Below are 22,397 nucleotides of genomic sequence, written 5' to 3' on the forward strand. Positions count from 1 at the left end.
AGAGGCGCGCCGGGTTTTCGCCTATCGTGAGAATCGTATATAATGGCCAGCTGTTCAGAGGACTTTCGAATATCTGCTCGCAACCGCGCCGGGAAGAGAAACAGGGGGATCGATCATGGAAACACCCGCCGGCGTGCGCGTCAACCGCAGCGCAGTTCTTGCCTCCTTGGGACTAAGCACGAACCTGCTCTGGTGCACGCTGGCCGGGCATACCGGAGGGTTCCCCTCCTCCCTGCACGACCTCGATCCCGCCGTCAATCCGCGTATCTTCTTCCTGCTGGGCATACTCATCGTGGGAGTTGCGTTCGCAGTAGGCCCCCGATGGCTCCGCGAACGCGACCAACCTTTCTCCTACGTTCTACCGCTTGCATCCTCGATAGGCACCGCGAGTTTCGCCCTCGCCTCCAATCAAAGCCTCTTCGACCCTATTTTCCTTGCCATCGCCGGCCTGATCATGTTCGGCGCGGGCTATTTCTGGATCGCCTCGCGATTCTATTTGCTGCTAGCCAGAACGCAGACTTTCGCCTGCACCGCTTGGTGCATCGTGGCGGCATTGGGTATGGAAACGCTCGTGCTTCCCATCGCCCGCTATGCGGTGCCTCCCGTCTGGCAGATCGCCGTCACCATCGCGCTGCCGCTCGTTTCCGCCGCGCTATTCAAAGCCGCCCGGAGCTCTGCGCCTACCGAATCCGCCCAGAATATAACCCGGCGCGCCGACCTCCCCGGAGCAAGGATGGAAGCGCTCGCGGCTCAACCTCGGCGCGCCGTGCTGCCGGCGGGAAGAGAGGGTCGAAGAAGCCTGCTGGTGCTTATCGCTGCAGCTGCGCTGCTACTTGCGACCGTACGGTCGTTCAGTTCGATCGGATTATGGGGCAGCGAGGCCGTCGCAGCGCAAGGGATCGCGGCAGAGGTCGTCTTCTCCCTCGTCTCAACAGCGTTTCTTGCCCTCTTCGCACTCGCCACACTGGTGAAGACAACCGGATGGCGCCTCGATTTGAGGTTTCAGCCAGCGTTCATCATCGTCATCGGCGGTCTGTTTCTCGTGGTGTCCCAAAACGCCGCCCCTGGGATACCCGCCGCTCTGCTGGACGCCCTCATGCGGCTGGACGACTCGTGTGCGCACGTGCTGTTCTGGATCGTCGTGGTCACCGCCATCGATGCGCTCACCATGCCCTCGTACCGAGTGATGGGCGTTGCAGCAGCCGTCTACGCGCTCAGCTCCGTGCTGTGGGTCGCCTTGCTGGGCAGCGGAGTGGCTTTCAGCAGCATGATCATGCTGGGCGCCGCGTACTCCCTCACGATCGCCGCCATTCTCAGCGAATGGATCGGGGCAAGGCGCCTGGAGTCGACGGAGAAGGAAAGCGCAGCGGGCAATCCCGAACCCACGACTGCGCACCCTTCAAGCGGCGATCTCACGGGAGAGCACGTATCACGCGCCATCGCGGTTCGATGCGAAGACATCGCAGTCGCGAACAAGCTTTCGCCCCGCGAAACGGAGATATTCATCCTCCTCGCTCAGGGAAGAACGCGAACCCTCATCCAGGAAGAACTGGTGCTTGCCGAGAACACGGTGAAAACGCACATCGCCCACATCTACGCGAAACTCGGCATCGGCAATCGTCAGGAGATGATGGACCTCGTCTTAGGCGCCACCGAAGAGGACGGCCGCGCGGCAAGCCCCCGCTCCTACATAACGAAAAAGTAACCATTTAGCACTCTCGGTTGTAGAGTGCTAAAACGCGTCGTAGAATACCAGGCATACCAAGCAAGGCGGCGTTTCGGCGCACCCGGAACCACCGCCTCCCCGCACGACTAGAGGAGATGATCGAACATGGCAATGATGGTACCCATGCGCAGGAACCGCAACCTGTTGAGCGAGCTGATGACCGACCCCTTCGACGCGTTCTTCAACGCCGCCTCGGCTCCCATGCAGAAGATGTCGCCCACGCTCATGCGCACCGACATCAAGGAGACCGACGCAGGATTCGAGCTGACCATCGACCTGCCGGGCTTCAAGAAGGACGACGTCCAGGCCGAGCTGAAGGACGGCTACCTCACCATCACGGCGCAGACCCAGTCCGAGTCCGAGGACAAGGACGAAGAGGGCACGTACGTCCGCAAGGAGCGCTTCAGCGGCAAGTGCAGCCGCACGTTCTACGTGGGCGACGACATCGAGGAAGACGACATCAAGGCGAAGTTCGAGGACGGCGTGCTGAAGATCGCCGTGCCGAAGAAGCAGGAGCAGCCCAAGCTCGAGGAGAAGAAGACCATCTCCATCGAGGGTTAATCCTTCGCGAAACGCAAGCGCACTGGAAGGCGGCCACCGTGGCCGCCTTCCTTGTTTTCACCCAAAGGCACGCTTCGTCGCCTGCGCTCGGGATGACAGGCGTTCAAGAGCAAAACAGGCCGATCAGAACGCATGTTTCACGTGAAACATCCGGACGCAAGAAGCGTGGTATCATGGGTCGAAACCGACAGGAGGAGCTATGGACGAAACCGTGCGCGCTATCGAAACGTTCCGCAGCTGGGTGGCCGACACGCCGCCGGGCGGCCTGGTGTTCTTCGGCGGCGCAGGCGTGTCCACCGAGAGCGGCATCCCCGATTTCCGCAGCCCGGACGGCCTGTACGCGCAGAAGTACCCCTATCCTCCCGAGCAGATGGTCAGCCGCAGCTTCTTCGACGCCAACCCCAGCGCGTTCTTCGACTTCTACTGCGACCGCATGCTGGCGCTCGACGCGCAGCCGAACCGCGCGCATCGCAAGCTGGCCGAACTCGAGCAAGCGGGCACGCTGGCCGCCGTGGTGACGCAGAACATCGACGGCCTCCATCAAAAAGCGGGCAGCAAGAACGTGCTCGAACTGCACGGCAGCGTGCTGCGCAACTTCTGCATGGCGTGCGGCGCAGCCTACTCGGTAGACAACCTGCTGGCCCTTCGCGCGCAGTCCGACGACAGCGTGCCGCGATGCCCCGCCTGCGGCGGCATCGTCAAACCCGACGTCGTGCTGTACGAGGAGCCCCTGAACGAACGCACGGTGCACGGCGCCGTGAATGCCATCGCGCAGGCCGACCTGCTGGTGGTGGCGGGAACGTCGCTGGCCGTGTACCCGGCGGCCGGCCTCATCGACTTCTTCACAGGGCGCCGCCTCGTCATCGTCAACCACACCCCCACCCCGCGCGACCGCCAAGCCGACCTCTGCATCGCCGCCAACGTCGGCGAGGTCTTCGACTTGTAAGCGCTCGCGCGCCGCCTATCAGCACCCAAGAACAGGAGCTTTCCCATGCAAGCCGTTCCCCAGCTTTCCAACATCCGCCAGGTTTCCGACGGATGGATCAAGAAGTACATGCTGGCCTACACTATGCCCGACGGCTCGACGTACGAATACGAAAGCGCGTCGCGCAAGAGCCTCGAAGCCTACCGCGCCGAGCTGGAAGGCAATGCCGTAGGTCGGGCGTGCGCGGCCGACGCCGTGTGCATCGTGCCGCAAACCGCCACGGGCGAGCTGCTGCTCATCCGCGAGTTCCGCTATCCGCTGAACAGCTGGTGCATCGCGTTCCCGGCCGGCCTCATGGAGCCGGGCGAGGACCTCGCAACCTGCGTCGACCGCGAACTGCGCGAAGAGACGGGCTACGCCCTGCGCGCCTATGCCGACGCCGACGCGCCCGCGCTCGACCCGCTGCCGCAAGCGGGTTACTCGTCCACCGGCCTCACCGACGAAACCGTGCACGTCGTGTTCGCCCAGGTGGAGAAGGTGGCCGACGCGCAGCCTGAGCCGGCGGAGTTCATCGAGCCGTTCTTGCTGCCCATCGCCGACGTCCCCCGTTTCCTCGCGGAGAACGAAACCCCCATCGGCACCCGCGCCCAGCTCGTGCTGGAAGCCTTCGCCCGCCGCCGCTAGCCGAACCGGGCTCAGGCCTTCAACAGGCCGCTAGGCCGCCGAAACCCGGTTGGTCACTTGGACCTGCAGGCCCTCCAGCACGTCGAGGGCCTTCTCGTTGAGGGAGTCGTCGAACGAAGCGGTGCAGGCGGCGTCCACGATGACGGGCACCTCGGGGCAGGCCGCTTTCGCCAGCACGGCGTTCGAGATCACGCAGATGTTGGACACGAGGCCCACCAGCTCGATGCTCTTGAACGGCGGCTGCGCTGCGCGCAACCATTCGAACAAGTCTGCCGAACCGAACGAAGGCTTCTCGAACACCTCGTCCGTCGGACGGATGAGCTCGGCGATGCGCCCGTACAGCGCGTGTCCGGGCGCGCCCTCGATGCAGTGCTCCACCGGCAGGTTGCGCCCTTCCTGGGTTTCCAAATAGTCGCAACGATGTGTGTCGAACGTGAACGCGATCACGTCGGCCGCGCTGCGGTACTCTTCGATTTTCGCGGCTATGGGCTCCTCCAGAAGCTCGGCACCGGGAAAGCCCAGCGATCCGTCCACGAAATCGTTCTGATAGTCCACTACGATCAACAGGCGCTTCATGCGCTTCTCCCCTCGTTTTCAGCTTGCCACCTTTTCAGTTTTCCCAGCATCAGCGCATAAGCGCTCTGCACGCGCTCATACGCGGCAGCCACTGGCTGGCACGCTGCGGCGACCGACAACATGATGGCATCGTAGTCGCGCGTCATGGTCTCGACCACGATGCAATCGATCTTGCCGGTCTCGACGTGCCAGGCCAGCAGCTCGAGCACCTTCTCCTTAGGATACGCCTTCTTGTAGCTACGCGTGCCCACAAGCGCGCTCACGATGTCGGCCACGGCTATGATGCGGTCGGGCATGGACAATTCAGCCGCATGAAGACCGCGCGGATATCCCGATCCGTCGAGTTTCTCGTGATGGCGGGCAGCCGCCTGCAACAGCACGGGCTCTATGCAACCCTCGAGAATATCCTCGGTCAGCTCCACGTGCGTCCGCATGACCTTCATTTCCTCGTCATCGAGCTTCCCCGGCTTCTCCAAAATGGACAGCGGAATGCCGATTTTGCCCACATCGTGCACAAGCGCGCTCGTGTACACGCGAGCAGCCGCGCGCTGGTCGCCGATCAGGCGCAACGCCAACTCATAGGCAACCCATGCCGTGGTCACCGTATGGGTGACGGTATGCCGGCTGCGAAAATCGATGACATGCACGAGCATGTCGAGGAACGAAGACGCCGAACCGGTACCGTCCGGATCGTCCACGATATGCGAGCGGTCAGGCTGTTTCACACCGCTCCTCAGACGAGCGAGCACGTCGAAACGCCGCTGCGCCTCGAAAAACAGGGCGACCGCCTCGGGCGAGAACGCGCCAGGTCGCGATGCAGCCAGCAGACGCTCTACCTCGACGACATCCGCTTGAGGACGCTCCAGCAGCAACACGTCCACCCGGTCGGCCACATGCACGGCCCCGGCCAGGAATTTTACGTACGGATCTTGGTCGGTGAACCGATCGTAAGGCAGGTGGTGGTACAGGATCACGTCCGCATAGGCGCCGAGCGGCGTAAGCTCTTTGAAGAACAGATATCCGTAAAACGAGTGCTCCCACACGCTTTCCGTTTCAAACGCCACCATACGGTCGATTTCCTCCGTGCGATAGGCGCCTACATCGTGCAGCAACGCCACGAGGTACGCTGCGCGGCGCTGCGTTGGATCGGTCACGCCCTTCGCTTCCAGCATGGCATCGAGCACCGCGGCCACCCGCAACCCGTGGTCGACAAGTCGAGGATCCACGCAGTTGAGAGCGCGCTGCACCATAATGGATACCGCGATGATGGACAAGCCGTCATCGAACCCCTCTGGATGCGAAAATCGGGACCGACGAGAAACCGTCGGTCCCCCTGCATAGGTTTTGCCGGACTCGCTCAATCGAGTTTCGCCATCTGGGCACGAGCCTTGTCCATCTGCTCCTGGATGTCGATGCCCACGATGTCCAGCCCCTCGGCCGCCACGAAGCGGACTTCGGGAATGCCGAACATCTTGGCGATGCCAACGATGTACTCGTAACCGAAGTTTGCACCCTCTACGAAGCCGCCGCACGTGGTGATGTACGTGATGCGCTTCGCTTTGCAGATGCCCTCGCAGCGCGCGTCCTCGGTGTAATGGAACGTCAACTCGCACACGCTGACATGTTCAAGGTACGTTTTAAACGCAGCCGGAAACGAAAGATCCCAGTACGGCACACCGATGACGATGTCGTCGGCTTCCGCGAACTGGCGCGATAGGCTGAAAATGGGATCGTCCCACTCCCCTGCCCTCTGCTTCTCCGTACGGTACGCCACACGATCGGCGTCGAACGGCTTGAGATCGAGCGCCGCAACGTCAACCTCCACGACGTCGTCGAAGCGCTCCAGATATTCGCGGCACAGCGCGAGCGTGCGCGATGCCTCGCCGCGCATGCACGCGTTCACAAACAGCGTGGTCACTTGGTTCTCCTTCTTATGCGAATCGGAGCGCATGCGTAAACCCGGCCCAGCTCAGCGGATCGGTATCGCGCACGCGCGCGCCAAACGTGGGGGCGTGAACGTAGTGCGTGCCCCCGGCATTGCAGGCGATGCCAGCATGTCCGTTGTACCCGTCGCCGTAGCTGATCCACAGCACATCGCCGGGTTGCGCTTCGGAGACCGGCAAACGCGCGGCGGCGGCATAGTACATCGACTCGGTCTGATGGGGCACCGAAATACCCACTTGAGCGTATGCCCACGTCACCAATCCGGAGCAGTCGAATTCGTTCGGACCGGCGGCACCCCACACGTAGGGGCAGCCGATGCGCGACAGCGCGTAGTCCACCACCGAGCCCTGGGACGGGATGGACGCGCTCGGCGTGCTGTAGGCGTACGTGCGCTTGACCTCGGCTGCCGCAGCGGCAGCTTCGGCAGCACGTGCCGCTTCCTGTTCCTGGACCAGCAGCGCCTGAGCCTCGGCGTCAAGCTGTTGCAGCGTGGCTTCCAGCGTTTGGATGGTCTGCTCTGCCTCAGCTTTGATGCGCGCCGCCTCTTCGGCTTTTTCGGCAGCGATACGCTCTTGCTTTTCGAGTTCGATCTTCGCCGCCTCCACCTCGGCGCGCAGGTCTTTCGTCTGCTGCACCATCGCGGCATCGTTGTCGTTGATATCGTTCAGCAAATCCCAGCTTGTGGCGAATTCCTCGAACGTCGTGGCTCCCAAGATGACGTCGAGCGCCGTGGTCTGGCCGCTGCGATACATACTGCGCGCCCGCTTGCTCAGCTTGTCCTGCAACTCGGCGATCTGGGCGTTCGCTTCGTCGATGCGCGCCTGAGCGTCGGCAACGGCTTGGACGGCCGCTTCGTGCTCGTCGAGCGCTTTGTAATAGTTCTCACCGGCGATGGTCAGCTGCTCCTGCATCTCGTTGATGCGAGCGCGAACGGAATCGGCCTCGGCGAACTTGTCTGCGGACGTGGGCTCGGCAAAAGCGAGCGTCGGCCGTAACAGCGTGGCCGCACCCAGGGCAGCCGCGCCAAATATAAACGTGCGGCGATCGAGGCCGCGCGTGAAATCAGTCATGCAAAACCTCCTCGAATCCGCCGCGTATGCCTCATGCTTGACTCTCATGCTCGTGTTTTGACGATTCGGCACCGCAGCGAACAACGAATTCGCAACAACTATAGCACGACCGGGTAACGGTCACGCGATCTCCACGCGCTGAACGTAGTCGCAGATGAATACACGATTTTGGCGTCATCTAAAAGAACAGGGGAGGTGTCTAAACCGATGCGCTGTCCTGCCGCTTGGCCGAGGCATCCAGCGCAAGCGGCTCCATGTCGAGGTGCAGCGTCTGCTCCACCACCTTCATGAGAGCCTCGTCGCTGATGTCGGGGTCGATCTTCACGAGGCCTACCAGCCCGAAGATCACCACGCAGAACATCTCGTATACGAATTCGATCTCCACCTGATGGTACTCAGCGTATTCGACCAGCACCCGACCGCTCAGGCAATCCACCGTCTCGCGCACCGCGCGCACGTCGAAGGCATCGCGCACGCCCAGCTCCTCCAACACGCGAATCATGGGCCGAAGCCCGTTCGCGTCGTACAGTGCACGGCGAAACGCCGCGATGCACGACCGCAGCGACCCTGCCGTGTCGCCGAACACGCGCGACTCGTTCCACACGAGCACGCTTTCCACGAGGTCCTCCACATAATCATCGATGACCGCATCGATGACGGCTTGCTTGTTCTCGAAGTAGTAGTACACCAGCTCGCGCGTGACGTTCGCCTCGGCGGCGATGTCCTTCACCGTGGTCTTCCCCACCCCGCGCCGTTCGAACAACGTGCGCGCCGCCAGCATGATCTCGCCCGCCGGGCCGCCGAGCCTCCTGCTTTCGACCGCAGAACGCTCGCGCCCCGGCGGGCGGATTCCCTGATTCTCTTTGTCGAGCCGCATCGCGCCCTCCTGCGTTCAGGCGCGCATGGACGCCGCGCGCAACGATTACGCTTGGCGTCCATTATACGGGGTTCTCTAGCGGTTTGCCTCTTCGAGCTCCTGATACGACTTCGTGTCGGCGTACAGCTCGTCCTTAAGCGGGTTCAACTTGAGCTTGCGGATCTTACGGAACTGGTACGCCGCCAACGCCACGTTCGACGCAAGCGCCAGGAAGCTGACCGCGAAGAACGCCGTAGGGTTGTGCGTGGTGGGAATGGGCGCCAGCACATCGGCGAACTGCGGAACGGTCATCACGAACATGATCCACAGCGCCAGCGTCTGCGCGCGATGCTGCAACCAGGCGCCCTTCTTGATGAAGAACGTGGGGATAGTGCACGCCAGCAGCAGCGCGAGGCCGGCGTAGGCCGAGTGGTCGGAGATGCAGTTGTACGTATAGGCGAAGTTCCACAGGTCGTAGGCGATGATCCACGCCCAGATCATGTCGGGCCAGATCATGTCCTTCGACGAATCCTTCGAGATGAAGATGCCGAACCAGCCGCAGATGGTGACGATGTTGAGGATACCGGCAATGCCGTTCATGATGTTCCAGGGACCCGACATAGTCCACAGGTTCTCGACCACGCCGCCTTGCCACAGGCCGAAGCTGAACACCTGGAAGTCGCGAACGACGGCCTCGGCGATGTTGACGGCCAGGATGAGCGGCGGAAAGCACAGCGCCCAGCGCTTCTCGTACAGGTGGTGCGTCGTGCCGTCCGCGCCGCGCCACTTCACGAAGCGCAGCGCCATGAAGCCCAAGCAGCCGGCAAGTGCCGAATATGTCTTCACCCAGTTGAACCACGTGCCCGTGCCGTACTCGTTGCCGGGAGCCGCCGTGATGGGCCACACGAAGACGGTCAGCACGATGGGAACAACCGCGAACAGCGCGATGCCTGCCCACAGCGACGTGCGTCCCAACTCGTTGAACGCCATAAGCGCGAACAAAATGAACAGCCAAATGACCCAGTACAGCGGGTCGGCCGCTTGGTACAGAATACCCATGATGAAGCCCCCTTCGCTCCCTCGTTTCCCGCCGTTGCCTGGCGGCAGTTCGGACACATGGCCCTCGTCCCATCGACGACGCACAGCGCCTTGAAGCGAGTATACGAAGCTCGGGCGTGGAAGTCTTTCACATCAAGAGGTCGTTTGTGAAAGAAGCGGCACCACCCCCGATGATAGACTGACAATAATAGCGCTACCTGGGGAAAGGGGTTTCTCATGACCGTGCCCGTCTGGATCACTCCCATATCGATGGTCGTGTACACCGTTCTGCTCATGCTGCTGACCGAGTTCATGCGACGGCACTATCGAACGTCCATGTGGGTGTGGGTGGTGTCGCTCGTCACCATTCCGCTATGGATCATCAACATCCCCGGAGACGATTGGTTCCGGTGGGCGAAAAACCTCTCCGTCATCCTGCCGCTCATCTTCGCAGGTCTGGGCCGCATCGCCGCCGTGCAGCAGAAGGACACGCCGTTCTGGCGGCTCATGCGCAAACGCTGGGTGCGCTGGACGCTGTACGGCATCGTGTTCTGCAACATTGCCGAGGCCACGCTGCGCGACATGCAGATGGGCAACATGATGAACGCGCTGGCCGGCTTCATCCTGTGCGTCACCATGCCGTTCGGCGACAAGTACTGGAAGTACGACACGTCCAGCCACGGCGAGATCCTGTCCTACACCGTCCCCATGTGGAACTTCCTGTACACCACGTGGAACGCGTGCTTCGTGTACGCCGAAGGACACGAGTTCTTCGCGTCCACCTGCTGCATCCTGGCTGCGGCCGAGCTGTACCCCATCATCATGCGCCGTCCCGAGCTGTACATCACCGGGCGCATCTACACGCTGGGCGCGCACCTCTTGCTGCGCAGCTGCTTCCCGCTGCTGTTCCCCACCATCATGAACTCGGCTGCATGGTTCAGCCCCGACGTAATGTACTGGTGGGGCATGGCGAACGGCATCATCGGCATCCCGTTCGTGTTCTGGTACTGCTACCAGCTGAGCTCGGGGAAGGCGCCCGTGACGTTTAGGCGCGGCAAGGCGCGCACAGCCTACATCGAGGGCCGTGCGAACGGGACGATCGACGAGTACGGCGATCCCGTGGCGCTGCCGGCGAGCGGGTCGAGCGACGGAAGCGCCGCGAAACCGCCCGCAAGGCCGGACGAGGACGCGGCGCCCGTCGCCGGGTGACGCGAGCCATTCCGCGCGCCGCAAGGTTCCATGTCATGGACGCAAAACGGCACCCATGACAATCCGACGCAGCAATCCCATGTCGTGGGCGCAAACGGGCACCCATGACAATCCGGGAGGGCGAAACGGCGGCCGCCCCCGCAGAGCAACTAGAGAAACCCCAGGTGACAGAAAATCCTTCCGCCGCCTGGGGCTCTTTTCTGCTCGCAAAATTGTCATGGGTGCCCGTTTGCGCCCAAATGCAGAATTCCGAAGCCGGGACGACGGCGGGGAGGGAGGGATTCCGCGCCCCAGCTTCGGAAGAGGGTGGGTTTACGCCTTCAGGAACTCCGCGACGTTGTTCGCGGCCTCGCGGCCCGAGTTCACCTGGTTGCCGAATGCGTGAGGCGATCCGTGACGGGAACCGGGCAGAATCGAGCTTGCGGCAGGATTCCGGAAGCAGGCGACCGCGCTAGCGGCGCTTCTTCTCGGCGTCGTCTAGGGCGTTCAGGGCGGCGTTGTAGCCGCCGGCACCGTAGCTCAGACACTTCGACACGCGGGCGATGGTGGTGGCCGACGCGCCGGTGGCCTCTTCGATGGCGGAGTAGGACTTGCCGGCATCCAACTGGCGCGCAACGGCCAGGCGCTGGGACGTTTCCTTGATCTCGCGAATGGTGAACAAGTCCTCCAGCAGGGAGAAGATCACGTCTTCGTCGTCAAGCGCCGCGAACACGCGCAGGAGGTCTTCGACTTCGGGCGTTCTGAGATCGCTCATGCTACTCCCCAATCCGCATCAGGCCGTACTCGATCGAGTCGACCAGCGCATTCCATGATGCTTCGATGATGTTCTCCGACACGCCCACCGTACCCCAGCTGCCGCGCTTGTCTCGCGTGGTGATGACGACTCGCGTGATGGCGTCGGTGCCCACGTTCTCGTCGAGGATGCGCACCTTGTAGTCAACCAGCTCGATGTCGGCCACTTCGGGGTAGAACGCCACGATGGCCATGCGCAGAGCGTTGTCGAGCGCGCCGACGGGGCCTGCGCCCTCGCCCGTGGCCACGAAGCGCTGGTCGCCCACGTGGATCTTGATGGTGGCTTCCGACATGGCGTCCTTCGCCAGCGCGCCGGTGTCCTCGTGGTCGTCCACGATGACGCGGAAGCTCTCCAGCGTGAAGTGCGGCCGGTACGCGCCGAGATGCCATTGCAGCAGCAGCGCAAGCGAGCCGTCGGCCACCTCGTAGGAGTAGCCCACCGCCTCGCGGCGCTTGATGTCGTCGAGGATCTCCTGCGTCTTGTCGGGGTGCTGGGCCAGATCGATGCCCAAGTTCTTCGCCTTCGCGATGAGCGATGCCTTGCCGGCCAGCTCGCTGACCAGCATGCGCTGCGTGTTGCCCACCGCCTCGGGACGCGTGTGCTCGTAGGCCTCGGGGAAGCGCGCGATGGCGCTGGCGTGCAGGCCGCCCTTGTGCGCGAACGCCGACGCGCCCGTGTAGGGATGGTGGTTCGGCACCGATAGGTTGCACGTCTCGGCCACGAACTGCGCCACGCTGGTCAGATCGCGCAGCCGCTCCTCGCCCACGCAGGTACAGCCCATCTTCAGCTCGAGATCGGCGATGACGGTGAGCAGGTCGGTATTGCCCACGCGTTCGCCGAACCCGTTCACCGTGCCCTGCACCTGAGTTGCGCCGGCGCGCACAGCGGCAAGCGAGTTCGCCACAGCGCAGCCCGAATCGTTGTGGCAGTGGATGCCCAGCTGCTGGCCGGGCAGCTCGCGCGCGACCGCGGCCACGACGGCCTCCACCTCGTGAGGCAGCGCGCCGCCGTTCGTCTCGCATAGGTCGATGGAGTCGGCGCCCGCCTCGCTTGCCGCGCGCGCGCACGCCATCGCGTAGTCGGCGTTCGCCTTGTAGCCGTCGAAGAAGTGTTCGGCGTCGAACACCACCGTGAGACCCTGCGCCTTGAGGTAGGCCACGGAATCGCGGATCATGCGCAGGTTCTCGTCGAGCGTGGTCAACAGCGCGCGCGTGACCTGCTCGTCCCACGTCTTGCCCACGATGGTGACCACCGGGGCGCCGCTGGCCACGAGGTCGGCCAGCCCGCGGTCGTCCTCGGCGGCGACGTCCTTCTTGCACGTTGAGCCGAACGCCGCGATGCGCGCATGCTTAAGCGGCATCTCCTGCACGCGCTGGAAGAACGCGATGTCCTTCGGGTTCGATGCCGGAAACCCGCCCTCGATGAAATCGACGCCGAACGCGTCCAAGCGCTCGACAATGCGCAGCTTGTCCTCAAGCGACAACGTGATGCCCTCGCACTGCTCTCCGTCTCGCAGCGTGCTGTCATACGTGAGGATTCGATTCACAGAGGCGCTCCTTCGCTCAAAAAGCGAAGCCCTCCGGCCGGCCGCAAGCAGCGGACGGTGGGGGCTTCGCGACATACCAAACTATGACTTAGATCTCAGTCAACCATTCCGAGTACTCTTCGATGTTGCCATAGCAGACGGCGAAGAAACGATCCTGCAGCAAGCGAGTGATCTCGCCCGGCTTGCCCACCACACGGCCGTCGACGCTGCCGATGGGCGTGAGCTCGGCGGCGGAGCCGGTCATGAACACCTCGTCGGCGATGTAGAGGTCGCTGCGCGTGAGGCTTTCCTCGATGGCGGGGATCTCCAGGTCGTCGGCCAGGCACAGCACCGTGTCGCGCGTGATGCCCTCCAGCAGTCCGTCGGACAGCGGCGGCGTGGACAAGATGCCGTCGCGCACGACGAAGAGGTTCTCGCCGGTGCCCTCGCACACGAGCCCCGCCTCGTTCAGCATGATGGCCTCAACATAGCCGTGCTCTTTCGCCTCGAGCTTAGCCAGGATAGAGTTCATGTAGGAAGCGGTGGCTTTAACCGCAGGCGGAATGGAGTTGTTCGTACGCTGGCGCCACGACGACACGCCCACGGCCACGCCGTTGTCGAGTGCACCGTCTCCCAGGTAGGTGTCCCACGGCCACACGGCGATAGCCACGTCGGTGGGGGCGCCGGTGGGATCGACGCCCATCACGCCGTAGCCGCGGTACACGATCGGACGGATGTAGCACGACGGCAGGTTGTTCTTGCGGATAAGCTCGATCGTCGCGTCGCACAGTTCGTCCACCGAGTACGGCAGGTCGATCAGAGAGATCTTGCAGCTGCGATGCAGGCGCTCCATATGGTCGCGCAGACGGAAGACGTAGCTCTTCTTCGTCTCGGGATTCTGATAGCAGCGGATGCCCTCGAACACGCCGGAGCCGTAATGCAGCGAGTGGGACAAGACATGCGTGGTAGCCTCGGCCCAGGGGATCATCTCCCCGTTCTTCCAGATGTAATCCACTTCGGTGATGTCTGCCATGTTCGCATCCCTTCTTGCATGGCGCCCGGCCCCAGCCTGACGTGCGGGTTCGTTCCTTATTCGTTCGCCCATTGTACTCCAATCGGCTAAAGCGCGCGAAGCTTTCCGGCGAAGGGTCACCGATTCGACGAAAGGAGCAAATCCTTCGGGACAAAACCGCGCAAGTGTTCCATACGACCGTCAGGCACCTCCAGAAAATGTTCCGATTAAGGAATATTTTTTCTACAGCATCTGAGAATTATTTATTCTTTGTTTGGTATAATTTTAGGAAATGAACGGATGGGAGGAGCCATGTACACGACCAAGGAAGCGGCGCAGCGTTTGGGCATCAGCATGAGGCGCGTGAACGCGCTTATAGCGTCTGGAGATCTCGAGGCCCAGCGGTTCGGACGATCTTGGATGCTTGACGAGCGCTCCGTCCACGAGCGAGCCGAGCGGGGCAGAACCGCAGGCCGCCCGAAGATGAACGAGAAGAACGAGCGCAACCTCGCCCCGTTCACGCTGATGAATCGCAACCATCCGGTGCTCGATTTCGTGTACAACCGACGCACGCGCGAAACGGCCGATATCGTGCCGCGCGAAGGAATCGCCTGGAAGCCATTAGGCATCGGCCTTCGAGAGCGAACGCCGAACCGATACGATTTAGCTGCATGGATCGCCTCACGCTCCATTCCCGACATGCGTCCGAACCTCGCCCCCGTGTTGCGCGAGCTGGCAGCCCGACATGGCATCGACCTCATGTTCGATTCCTGGGGACTCAATCTGTCCGATCAGTATTGGTTCAAGCCCGTTGACATCGACGTGGACTGGCATGACGTCAATTACTTCGAAAACGGTTACGAAGAAGCGCTGGGCGAAACCTTGCTCGGCGGCTCTGCCCCTGCAGGAACCTCGACCGCCCGCATAACCCACTCGCCCGACACCGCCACGCCTGGCATGCTGTCGAAGACATGGATTCACCGCGACGGAACGAACCTCCTGGTGAAAAGCGGAACGGGCAACGAGAACCGCGAGCCGTACAACGAGCTGTTGGCAACCAAGCTGCTCGCACGGCTCCTGGACGATGAAGACTTCGTTGCATACTCGCTGACCGAGCGGCACGGGCGCGCCTATTCGACGTGCCCAACCTTCGTAACGTCCGAAACCGAGCTCATCCCCGCAGCCGACGTGCTTACCGCCTTCGGAGTGACGGAGGGGCGCGACCTCCATCGCGGATACCTTGAAGCCGGGCAAGCGCTGGGCGTGTCGAACCTCGGACGCGCCGTGAGCAAGATGATCGTTGCCGACCATCTTATGGCGAACTTCGACCGCCATACGCACAATTTCGGTTTGATGCGCGAGGTGGAAACCCTCGATCGGTATCGGGTGGCACCCCTGTTCGACAACGGATGCGGGTTTTACAGCCGCGCGACCACGGACGAGCTGGAGCATGGGCGCTACTTGTGGGAGGCCCATCCGTTTCGCCCCTATCCTTCTCAGCAGCTGGCGCTCGTGGAGGACCTGTCGTGGTACGATTCGTCCTCACTCGACGGGTTCCTCGATGACATAGCTGACGTGTTGAGTCTCAACGCCCAGCTTGACGAGCGCTTCATCGAAGCCGTCCAACGTCAGACCGCCAAGCAGATAGAAACGGTGAACGATCTGGCCGCAGAACGCCGGCTGCTGTTTCCCGGACGATAACGCTTCCGCAAGGAGATCGGAACCATGAGGCGAAGCCCAGGATGCGGATGCATGGTCGGAACCTGCAAGCCCGCTTCGACGCCCTTGCAGGTTCCGATCGTAAGATTATCGCGGAATAGGCCTACGTCTTGCTCATGGCATCTTCGACGGCGGCGATAATCGCCTTGCTGGTGGTGGCCCGAAACCACATCGAATCGATCACGCAACAGATATGCGCGAAGCCATGATGTTCGAAGGCTAACCCACGGGATTTCCGAAATCCCGCACTACTAGAGATGGGCCAGCGATATGCGATAACGCAGACAAAGAGCCAGCTGTTCCTGAATTTCACACACCTGCGAACGACAAATGCAATCGGCTACCAACGGTTCGACCTTGAAAAATCTGGCACAAATTTACGGTTTGGGCAGAAGCGATTGGGGAAATTGGGCGGAGACGTTTTCGCGACCAGGCGTTTTGCTATTGCTTGCAATTCACGGCCTTACTCTTGCTGCAAAATCTGTGCCATACCCGTAAATTCGTGCCAGAATCGAGGAGGCAGACCGACGACCTCGCGCCAAAAACGGCGACCTCGACGAACACTCCGTCGGGGCCGCCGCTGGAACGGGTGCTGGCTACGCCGCCGCTCCGCCGCCGAAGCCGCTACCCGCGCCGCCGCGCATGCCGCGCTGGACGTCGCCGCCTTGGCCGGCGGACATGCCGCCGCCTCCTGCGCCGAGGCCGCCCATGCCGCCGGATGCGGTGGTTGACGCGGCGATCTCGGTGGTGGAGCCGCCCTCCACCGTGCCGGAGTCGGTGTAGCCGTCGGCGTTCGCGCCGGTCACGGTGCCTCCGATGACCAGCGAATACGTGCCGCCTTCGACGAACGCGGGGCTGGTGGCCAGCACCATGCCGAACTGCTTGGCCGCCGTGAACGAGGCGACCACCGTGCCGTCGGAGTCTACGACGGCCACGTTTTGGCCGGCCGAGCCGCTGACCGCGGCGAACGCGAAAGGCTGCTCTCCGCTGGTGAAGTTCTGCGCCATGCCGGTGGAGCCCACCATGAGCACCGTTCCGCCGGTCACCGTCGCCGTCAGATCGTAGTCGAACGCTCCGTCGCCGTTGCTCGTGGAGCCGCAGACCAGCAGCACGCCGCCCGTGATCTCCACCGAGCCGTTGCTGTCCACCCCATCGCCTTGAGCGTCGAGCACGGTGTAGCCGCCGTTGATCTGGATGAGGCAGTTCTCGTCGCCCATGCCCATGCCGCCCGCGCCGCCTTCGGCGAACGCGTTGTCGGGCGCGCCGCCGTTGAGCTCGCGCTCGTTGGCGCCCTCGCCGTCTCGCTGCGGAGCGCCGGACGGCGGCGTGCCGCCCGTAGCATCGGGAGACTTCGCGCCTTCGGGCAGTTCGGGAGCTTCGCCGCCCACGCCGTTCACCCCGTCCGGAGGCGTCATCCCGTCGGGAGCACCTTCAGGCGCCTCCATGCTGTCGGGCAGCGTCCCGCCCTCGTAGCCGGGCGCCTCGGCCGACGCATCGGCCGCAGCGTCGGCATCGTCGTCGCCGAGATCGGCGGCGGCCGCATTGATGGCGTCGTCGCTGGCCACGATATGGGTGTCGCCACCGTTGATGTACAGCTTCTCGGCTTCGTAGCCCTCGTAGCACGCCTTCACGTTCACCGCGCCGTCGTCGATGACGAGCTTCGTCTCGGCATGGAAGGCATCGTCGCCCGCTTCGATATCGAGCGTGCCGCCCGCCAGCAGGCCCTCGAGGTTGGAGTGCAGCGCGTCGTCCACCGCAGCGATGGAGATGTCGCCGCCCGCGATACGCAGGTAGGTTTGCGCCTGGATGCCGTCGTCGCCGGCCTCGATGACGAACGTGCCGCCGTCGATGGACACGAATCCCTTCGTGGCTTTCGTGTCCTTGTTCGATTTGATGCCATCGCCGCCCGCGATCAGCGTGAAGTCGCCGTCCGCGATCTTGACGCAGTCGCGGCCGCGCAACGCGTCCTCTACGGCATTCACCACGTAGGTTCCACCCGTGATCACAAGGTCGTCCTTCGAGCACACCGCATGGCGGTACGCGCTGGTCACCGTCAAGGCTCCCGTTCCGTTCAACGTGAGGTCGGCACGGCTGAACAGCGTGGCGTACGGCTCGTCGGAGCCGTCTTCGAGCACGTATTCCGCACCGTCGGTCAGCGCGTTCTGCGTCCCGTCGGCCAGCGTGATGAAGCACTTGTCGGCCTGCTTCACGTACACGGCGGGCCCGTCCTCGTTGTGAATGGTCGCGCCCGCAAGGACGATCTGCACCTTCGCGTCCTCAGGCGCCTCCACCGCCAGCTGCCCGTCGTCGAGCGAGCCCGACACCACGTAGACGCCCTCGGCCGTGATGGTCACCGTGGAGCCGTCAACCGTCGCGCCATCGCCCTCCACGCTGGCCGACCCCCCGCCCAGCACGATATGCACGGCGGAAGCATCGTCGTAAGAAGCATCCGTATCGCGCTTGCTGTAGTCGAGATCGAGCGCCGACGCGTCGAAAGCCGCCGCAACCTCGGCAAACGAAGCAGCCTCGCCAGAGTCGGAAGCAGACCCGGAAGAGTCCGACCCCCCACCCCCATCAACGGCCGCCCCAACAGCCGACTCCCCGCCCCCCAGATCCGACGAGCACCCCGCCAGGGAGCCAACCCCCGCTACCAACACGAAAGAAAGCGCAACCGCGGCCGCCTTTCGACCAGGCGCGTGGGGCGATGCCCACCAAGCGAGTTTCCCCTTCGGGGACTTGCTGCGCGGCGCCACAGCGCAGCGAGGACTGTCTGAGCGACTGGGCATCGCCCCACGCGCCCTCCGGAAAAGTCGCAACAAGATTGCTTTCGCCCCCTCCATTACAGCACATCCTTACTCGCAGCAGCGCGCCCGCAGGTGATCTTCAAGTTGCCGTTACGACAGCGCAGTTCGTCGATCATGCGCTTCTCCGTTCCCGGCTGCTTCATCCGCACCGCATATTCCAGCAGAAACAAGCTTCCCATGTTGGTGGTTTGCACCATCGTCAGCTCATGCTCGTCGGTATAGCGCTTCAGCACGTCGTCGAACACGCCGTCGTACTCCAAGTCGTCGGGGATGGTGATTTTCAGCGTCTTCTCCGGCTCTTTCTGCTTGCCGAAGGGCGACAGCACGTAGCCCACGTTTACGAAAGCCACGATGATGGTGAACAGCACGGCCAGCACGATGAAGCCCATGCCCGTGGCCAGGCCGATGGCCATGGCCAGAAACACGCTGCCGATGTCCTTCGCGCTGCCGGGGATGGAACGGAAGCGCACGAGGTTGAACACGCCCATCACCGCGATGCCTGCGCCCAGGTTGCCGTTCACCAGCGTGATCACCATCTGCACGATGAGCGGCAGCAGCGCCAGCGTCACCACGAAGTTCTTCGAGTACGTGTGGCGGAACATGTAGATGAGCGCCACCGCCGCGCCCAGCACGATGGACGCGAGGCAGCACAGCAGGAAATCAACGGTGGACACGCCCGCAACGAGCGATTCCGTCGATCCGAATATCGAGGTCAATGCAGTATCGAGCACAATTGGTTCCTTTCGGGTAGAGAGGGAGGGATTTTCGAACGGTCAGGCACCTCAGCAGCGCGTAGGCGTGTGCGACGGCGCACGGAAGCGACGAGGGCGGCGGCCGCGCAACGCCGCGGCGAACCGCTCGGCCTTCTGCTCGGCGGCCGCTTGAGACGCGCGCGCTGTCGCAAACGACGGCGCGGCGCGATGAGCGGCCGCGCACGCCCGGTACGCTTCCCCGTACTTCGAGAACGACGTCGGGTAGGCCTCGCACGCATCGAGCGCGCGAACGAGCCACAGCGGAAACGGGCCGGACGACTTGATCTCCATCACCGCGTCGCCGACGGGCAGCAGCGGATGCGCGGCGTCGGGACGCGCCGCGAACAGGTCGCCGTAGACGATGCGGGTATCGAAGGTGATGCGCAGGTCGTCCGGCACGTCGGTCAGCGCGCGCAAGCCGGTTGCGCCGTCGCCTGCCGCCGCGGCGATCGTCGCGATCGATGCGTACGCAACGCGCTCGCACTCGATGAGCATCGAAGGCCGCAGAGGCCGGTACCGCGCAATGAACTCGTCGATCTCGCGGGCGATCTGCGCGCTGCGCGGCGACAGCGACTCGGCGGCCATCGCCGGATCGGGAAGCGGGAATCGCATGCAAGCCTGCTCGTACGGCGTTCCGCCCAGATAGGCTTCGGCCGCAGCCAACGAGCAGCCTACCCGGCGCTTGTACACGATGCCCTTGTACTTCTTCTTGATCTCCACGAACACGCGGTCGTCGGCCTGCGACGACCCGTAGCTGCGCAAGCGCAGCTTCTCCTTGTACAGCGGCTTGTCCAGCGACCGCTCGATGAGCGCGCGCTCGGGCGTGTCGAAGTAGCGGCTGACGATGCGCGTCCGGCCGAACGCGTCGGGTGCCATGCGACCGCGCAGCGTGGCTGCCATCGCGCGGTGCTGGCGCGCATCCAGGCGGTACTTCACTTCCTTGCGTTCGAATACGTCGGTGAACGTTGTCATGGGATACCGGTCCTTTCCATCAGACACCGCATCCTAGCCGCGCTGCCTGAAAGTTCCCTGAAAGGGCCTGCCTCCGCCCGAGCGCTCGCGCAGAAGCAACACGCTCGCGAAAAGGGCCTTCGCCTGTTTCTTTCAGACGCTTTTCAGGTCTGACGGTACAATGGAAGCTAGGACGCGCGAAAGAAAGCAGGTCGCCATGCAAGTCCTCATCGTTGAAGACGACGTGCGCCTGGCGCAGGCGCTGGCGCACATACTCGCCGAGAACGGCTACCAGACGGACGTCGTGCACGACGGTGCCTCCGGCCTCGCCTACGCCGAATGCGGCGACTACGACGTGATCATCCTCGACGTGATGCTGCCGAAGATGGACGGCTTCGCCGTGGTGGCCCAGCTGCGCCGCAAAAGCATCAGCGTGCCGGTGCTGCTGCTCACCGCGCGCGACGCCGTGCCCGACAAGATCACCGGCCTCGACAGCGGCGCCGACGACTACATGACCAAGCCGTTCGCGCCCGCCGAGCTGCTGGCTCACCTGCGCGCGCTCACGCGCCGCCAGGGCGAAGTGCTGTTCGAGAAGCTGGCCGCCGGCGACCTCGTGCTGAACCTGGAAAGCTACGACCTGGCGTGCGGGTCGAAGTCCATACACCTCAGCTACAAGGAGTTCTCGCTGGCCAAGGTGCTCATGGCGAACGCCGGGCAGGTGGTGTCGAAGGACATGCTCATCGCGAAGGTGTGGGGCGTGGAGTCGAGCGCCGAAGACAACAACGTGGAGGCCTACGTGTCGTTTCTGCGCAAGAAGATGAAGTTCCTGGGATCGACGGCGCGCATCGAGACGCTGCGGCGCGCGGGCTACCGGTTCGTGGCCGATGCCGCGCCCGACGACGCCTCGGAAAGCGCGGGCCTTCCATGCTGAAGAAGCTGCGCGTCAAGTTCATCGCGCTCAACATGGCCACCGTTGCCGTGGTGTTGGCCGTGGTGTTCACCGCCATCTGCGTCATCGACTACCAGCAGAGCGTCGCGCGCGTGCACGAGACGCTCGACGCTGCTCTTGCCCACGCAGGCGACGCGGGCGGCGGCCCGTCGAGCGGCACCCAGCCCGGCGCCCAGGTGCCAGCGGACGCCGCCCGTGCAAACGGAATGCCCCCCGAGATCGGCGGCAAGCGCGGCGGATCGGATCCCGCCATTCCCGTAGCGGTGTTCTCGGTGGAGGCCGACGGCTCGCTGGCAGCCGTTCAAACGCGCACTACGGCGTCCATCGCCGACGACGTGCTGGCGCAGGCCGCGGCCGCGCTGGCCGATCAGCCCGACGGCTCCGGCAGCCTGGACGGCCTAGGGCTGTTCTACGAGAAGCGCACCGTGGGAGGCGCCGCGTACCTCGCGTTCGCGGACATGAGCGCCGCAAGCGGCTGGCAGACCCTGGCCGTCACACTGGCGGGCGTGGGCGCGGCGGCGTTGGCTGCGTTCTTCGTGATCAGCATGTTCTTCTCGCGGTGGGCGCTGGCGCCAGTGGATCGCGCATGGCGCCAGCAGCGCCGGTTCGTAGCCGACGCTTCGCACGATTTGAAGACGCCCCTCACCGTGATCCTCGCGAACACGTCCATCCTGCTGGAGCATCCCGAGCGCAGCATCGCCAGCCAGAGCCAGTGGATCGAGAGCACTCAGCACGAAGCGCAGCAGATGCAGGGCCTGGTAGGCGACCTGTTGCTGCTCGCGCAGGTCGACGAGGGCGCCGCGCCGCCGCCCATGGAGCGGCTCGACCTCACCGACCTGGTGGAAGGCGAGCTGCTGCAGTTCGAGTCCGTGGCGTTCGAGCGCGCCGTCGATTTGCAATCGCAGCTGGACGAGAGCGTCATGGTGCGCGGCAATGCGATGAGGCTGCGCAAGCTGGTGGGCACGCTGCTGGACAACGCATGCAAGTACGCCGACGACGGCGGCAGCGTGAACGTATCGCTGCGCCAAAGCGTGCGCCGCATCGAGCTGGCGGTGCACAACACCGGCTTCGCCATCGCGCCCGAGGATCTCCCCCACGTGTTCGACCGCTTCTACCGCGCCGACAAGGCGCGCACGCGCGACGACAGCGGCTACGGCCTGGGGCTGGCCATCGCGCACGCCATCGCCGAGGAGCACGGCGGCAACCTCGCTGCCGCCAGCGACGACGAGCGCGGCACCACGTTCACCCTCACGCTGCCCACCTTGCCCGCCTGACGACGCTGGCGAAGTCTTCTATACTGGAA

20 protein-coding genes are annotated in these 22,397 nt (G+C 63.6%); 8 read left to right on the top strand and 12 right to left on the bottom strand.

Annotation, left to right across the window (positions count from 1 at the left end; translation table 11 throughout):
* Positions 1 to 115 precede the first annotated feature (115 nt).
* From GT590_RS04480 to GT590_RS04495, 4 genes are all read left to right on the top strand, one after another.
* Complete coding sequence (locus GT590_RS04480) at positions 116 to 1,705, top strand: helix-turn-helix transcriptional regulator (protein WP_035584210.1); 1,590 nt, start codon at positions 116 to 118, stop codon at positions 1,703 to 1,705.
* A 126-nt stretch (positions 1,706 to 1,831) separates the two neighbouring features.
* Positions 1,832 to 2,287: an Hsp20/alpha crystallin family protein gene (locus GT590_RS04485; RefSeq protein ID WP_009305994.1), complete on the top strand. Its 456-nt coding sequence runs from the start codon at positions 1,832 to 1,834 to the stop codon at positions 2,285 to 2,287.
* 199 nt (positions 2,288 to 2,486) lie between these two features.
* Complete coding sequence (locus GT590_RS04490; RefSeq protein ID WP_086415003.1) at positions 2,487 to 3,233, top strand: NAD-dependent protein deacylase; 747 nt, start codon at positions 2,487 to 2,489, stop codon at positions 3,231 to 3,233.
* A 45-nt stretch (positions 3,234 to 3,278) separates the two neighbouring features.
* The gene (locus GT590_RS04495; protein ID WP_086415004.1) at positions 3,279 to 3,896 is read left to right on the top strand and encodes an NUDIX hydrolase; all 618 of its coding nucleotides are present in this window, start codon (positions 3,279 to 3,281) and stop codon (positions 3,894 to 3,896) included.
* 30 nt (positions 3,897 to 3,926) lie between these two features.
* Here the strand turns inward: GT590_RS04495 and GT590_RS04500 are convergent, their stop codons facing one another.
* The 6 genes from GT590_RS04500 to GT590_RS04525 all read right to left on the bottom strand — a co-directional run bounded on the left by GT590_RS04500 (position 3,927) and on the right by GT590_RS04525 (position 9,401).
* A complete protein-coding gene (locus GT590_RS04500) occupies positions 3,927 to 4,472 on the bottom strand; it encodes a cysteine hydrolase family protein (protein ID WP_015759955.1) in 546 nt (181 codons plus the stop codon).
* Positions 4,469 to 5,746: an HD-GYP domain-containing protein gene (locus GT590_RS04505; RefSeq protein ID WP_009608177.1), complete on the bottom strand. Its 1,278-nt coding sequence runs from the start codon at positions 5,744 to 5,746 to the stop codon at positions 4,469 to 4,471. The genes GT590_RS04500 and GT590_RS04505 overlap by 4 nt, the downstream gene beginning before the upstream one ends.
* An 83-nt stretch (positions 5,747 to 5,829) precedes the next feature.
* Positions 5,830 to 6,390, bottom strand: coding sequence for an NAD(P)H-dependent oxidoreductase (locus tag GT590_RS04510; protein ID WP_086415005.1), 561 nt, complete (start codon positions 6,388 to 6,390; stop codon positions 5,830 to 5,832).
* A gap of 13 nt (positions 6,391 to 6,403) precedes the next feature.
* Positions 6,404 to 7,486, bottom strand: a complete 1,083-nt coding sequence (locus GT590_RS04515; RefSeq protein WP_009305983.1) for a C40 family peptidase — start codon at positions 7,484 to 7,486, stop codon at positions 6,404 to 6,406.
* A gap of 199 nt (positions 7,487 to 7,685) precedes the next feature.
* Positions 7,686 to 8,363 carry a TetR/AcrR family transcriptional regulator gene (locus GT590_RS04520; RefSeq protein ID WP_035584220.1) on the bottom strand — a complete coding sequence of 226 codons (678 nt, stop codon included), beginning with the start codon at positions 8,361 to 8,363 and terminating at the stop codon, positions 7,686 to 7,688.
* Positions 8,364 to 8,438: 75 nt separating this feature from the next.
* Positions 8,439 to 9,401, bottom strand: a complete 963-nt coding sequence (locus GT590_RS04525) for a DUF5692 family protein (RefSeq protein ID WP_009305981.1) — start codon at positions 9,399 to 9,401, stop codon at positions 8,439 to 8,441.
* 216 nt (positions 9,402 to 9,617) lie between these two features.
* Between GT590_RS04525 and GT590_RS04530 the strand changes: the two genes are divergently transcribed.
* Positions 9,618 to 10,589 (top strand): hypothetical protein, encoded by a 972-nt coding sequence (locus GT590_RS04530; RefSeq protein WP_009305980.1) that lies wholly within the window; start codon positions 9,618 to 9,620, stop codon positions 10,587 to 10,589.
* Positions 10,590 to 11,040: 451 nt separating this feature from the next.
* On the opposite strand, the gene GT590_RS04535 is transcribed toward GT590_RS04530, so the two are convergent.
* The 3 genes from GT590_RS04535 to GT590_RS04545 all read right to left on the bottom strand — a co-directional run bounded on the left by GT590_RS04535 (position 11,041) and on the right by GT590_RS04545 (position 13,940).
* Complete coding sequence (locus tag GT590_RS04535; protein ID WP_009607988.1) at positions 11,041 to 11,343, bottom strand: YerC/YecD family TrpR-related protein; 303 nt, start codon at positions 11,341 to 11,343, stop codon at positions 11,041 to 11,043.
* Between the two features lies 1 nt (position 11,344).
* Positions 11,345 to 12,928, bottom strand: coding sequence for a citramalate synthase (cimA, locus tag GT590_RS04540; protein WP_086415007.1), 1,584 nt, complete (start codon positions 12,926 to 12,928; stop codon positions 11,345 to 11,347).
* An 88-nt stretch (positions 12,929 to 13,016) separates the two neighbouring features.
* Positions 13,017 to 13,940 carry a branched-chain amino acid transaminase gene (locus tag GT590_RS04545; RefSeq protein ID WP_009305975.1) on the bottom strand — a complete coding sequence of 308 codons (924 nt, stop codon included), beginning with the start codon at positions 13,938 to 13,940 and terminating at the stop codon, positions 13,017 to 13,019.
* Between the two features lie 291 nt (positions 13,941 to 14,231).
* Between GT590_RS04545 and GT590_RS04550 the strand changes: the two genes are divergently transcribed.
* The gene (locus GT590_RS04550; protein WP_158539333.1) at positions 14,232 to 15,620 is read left to right on the top strand and encodes a helix-turn-helix domain-containing protein; all 1,389 of its coding nucleotides are present in this window, start codon (positions 14,232 to 14,234) and stop codon (positions 15,618 to 15,620) included.
* 614 nt (positions 15,621 to 16,234) lie between these two features.
* Here the strand turns inward: GT590_RS04550 and GT590_RS14665 are convergent.
* From GT590_RS14665 to GT590_RS04565, 3 genes are all read right to left on the bottom strand, one after another.
* Complete coding sequence (locus GT590_RS14665; RefSeq protein WP_256185505.1) at positions 16,235 to 18,295, bottom strand: carbohydrate-binding domain-containing protein; 2,061 nt, start codon at positions 18,293 to 18,295, stop codon at positions 16,235 to 16,237.
* A gap of 182 nt (positions 18,296 to 18,477) precedes the next feature.
* Positions 18,478 to 19,173: a DUF4956 domain-containing protein gene (locus GT590_RS04560; RefSeq protein WP_114551918.1), complete on the bottom strand. Its 696-nt coding sequence runs from the start codon at positions 19,171 to 19,173 to the stop codon at positions 18,478 to 18,480.
* A gap of 51 nt (positions 19,174 to 19,224) precedes the next feature.
* On the bottom strand, positions 19,225 to 20,166 hold the full coding sequence (locus tag GT590_RS04565) for a polyphosphate polymerase domain-containing protein (RefSeq protein ID WP_114558051.1): 942 nt from the start codon (positions 20,164 to 20,166) through the stop codon (positions 19,225 to 19,227).
* A 196-nt stretch (positions 20,167 to 20,362) separates the two neighbouring features.
* On the opposite strand from GT590_RS04565, the gene GT590_RS04570 reads away from it, so the two are divergent.
* Together GT590_RS04570 and GT590_RS04575 are read left to right on the top strand one after the other, a co-directional pair.
* A complete protein-coding gene (locus tag GT590_RS04570) occupies positions 20,363 to 21,076 on the top strand; it encodes a response regulator transcription factor (RefSeq protein WP_009305970.1) in 714 nt (237 codons plus the stop codon).
* On the top strand, positions 21,070 to 22,368 hold the full coding sequence (locus GT590_RS04575; RefSeq protein ID WP_009305969.1) for a cell wall metabolism sensor histidine kinase WalK: 1,299 nt from the start codon (positions 21,070 to 21,072) through the stop codon (positions 22,366 to 22,368). Before GT590_RS04570 ends, GT590_RS04575 begins: the two co-directional genes overlap by 7 nt.
* Positions 22,369 to 22,397 lie beyond the last annotated feature (29 nt).

Origin of the sequence: Eggerthella sp. BIOML-A1, assembly GCF_009875595.1 — a bacterium.
Lineage (GTDB): Bacteria > Actinomycetota > Coriobacteriia > Coriobacteriales > Eggerthellaceae > Eggerthella > Eggerthella lenta.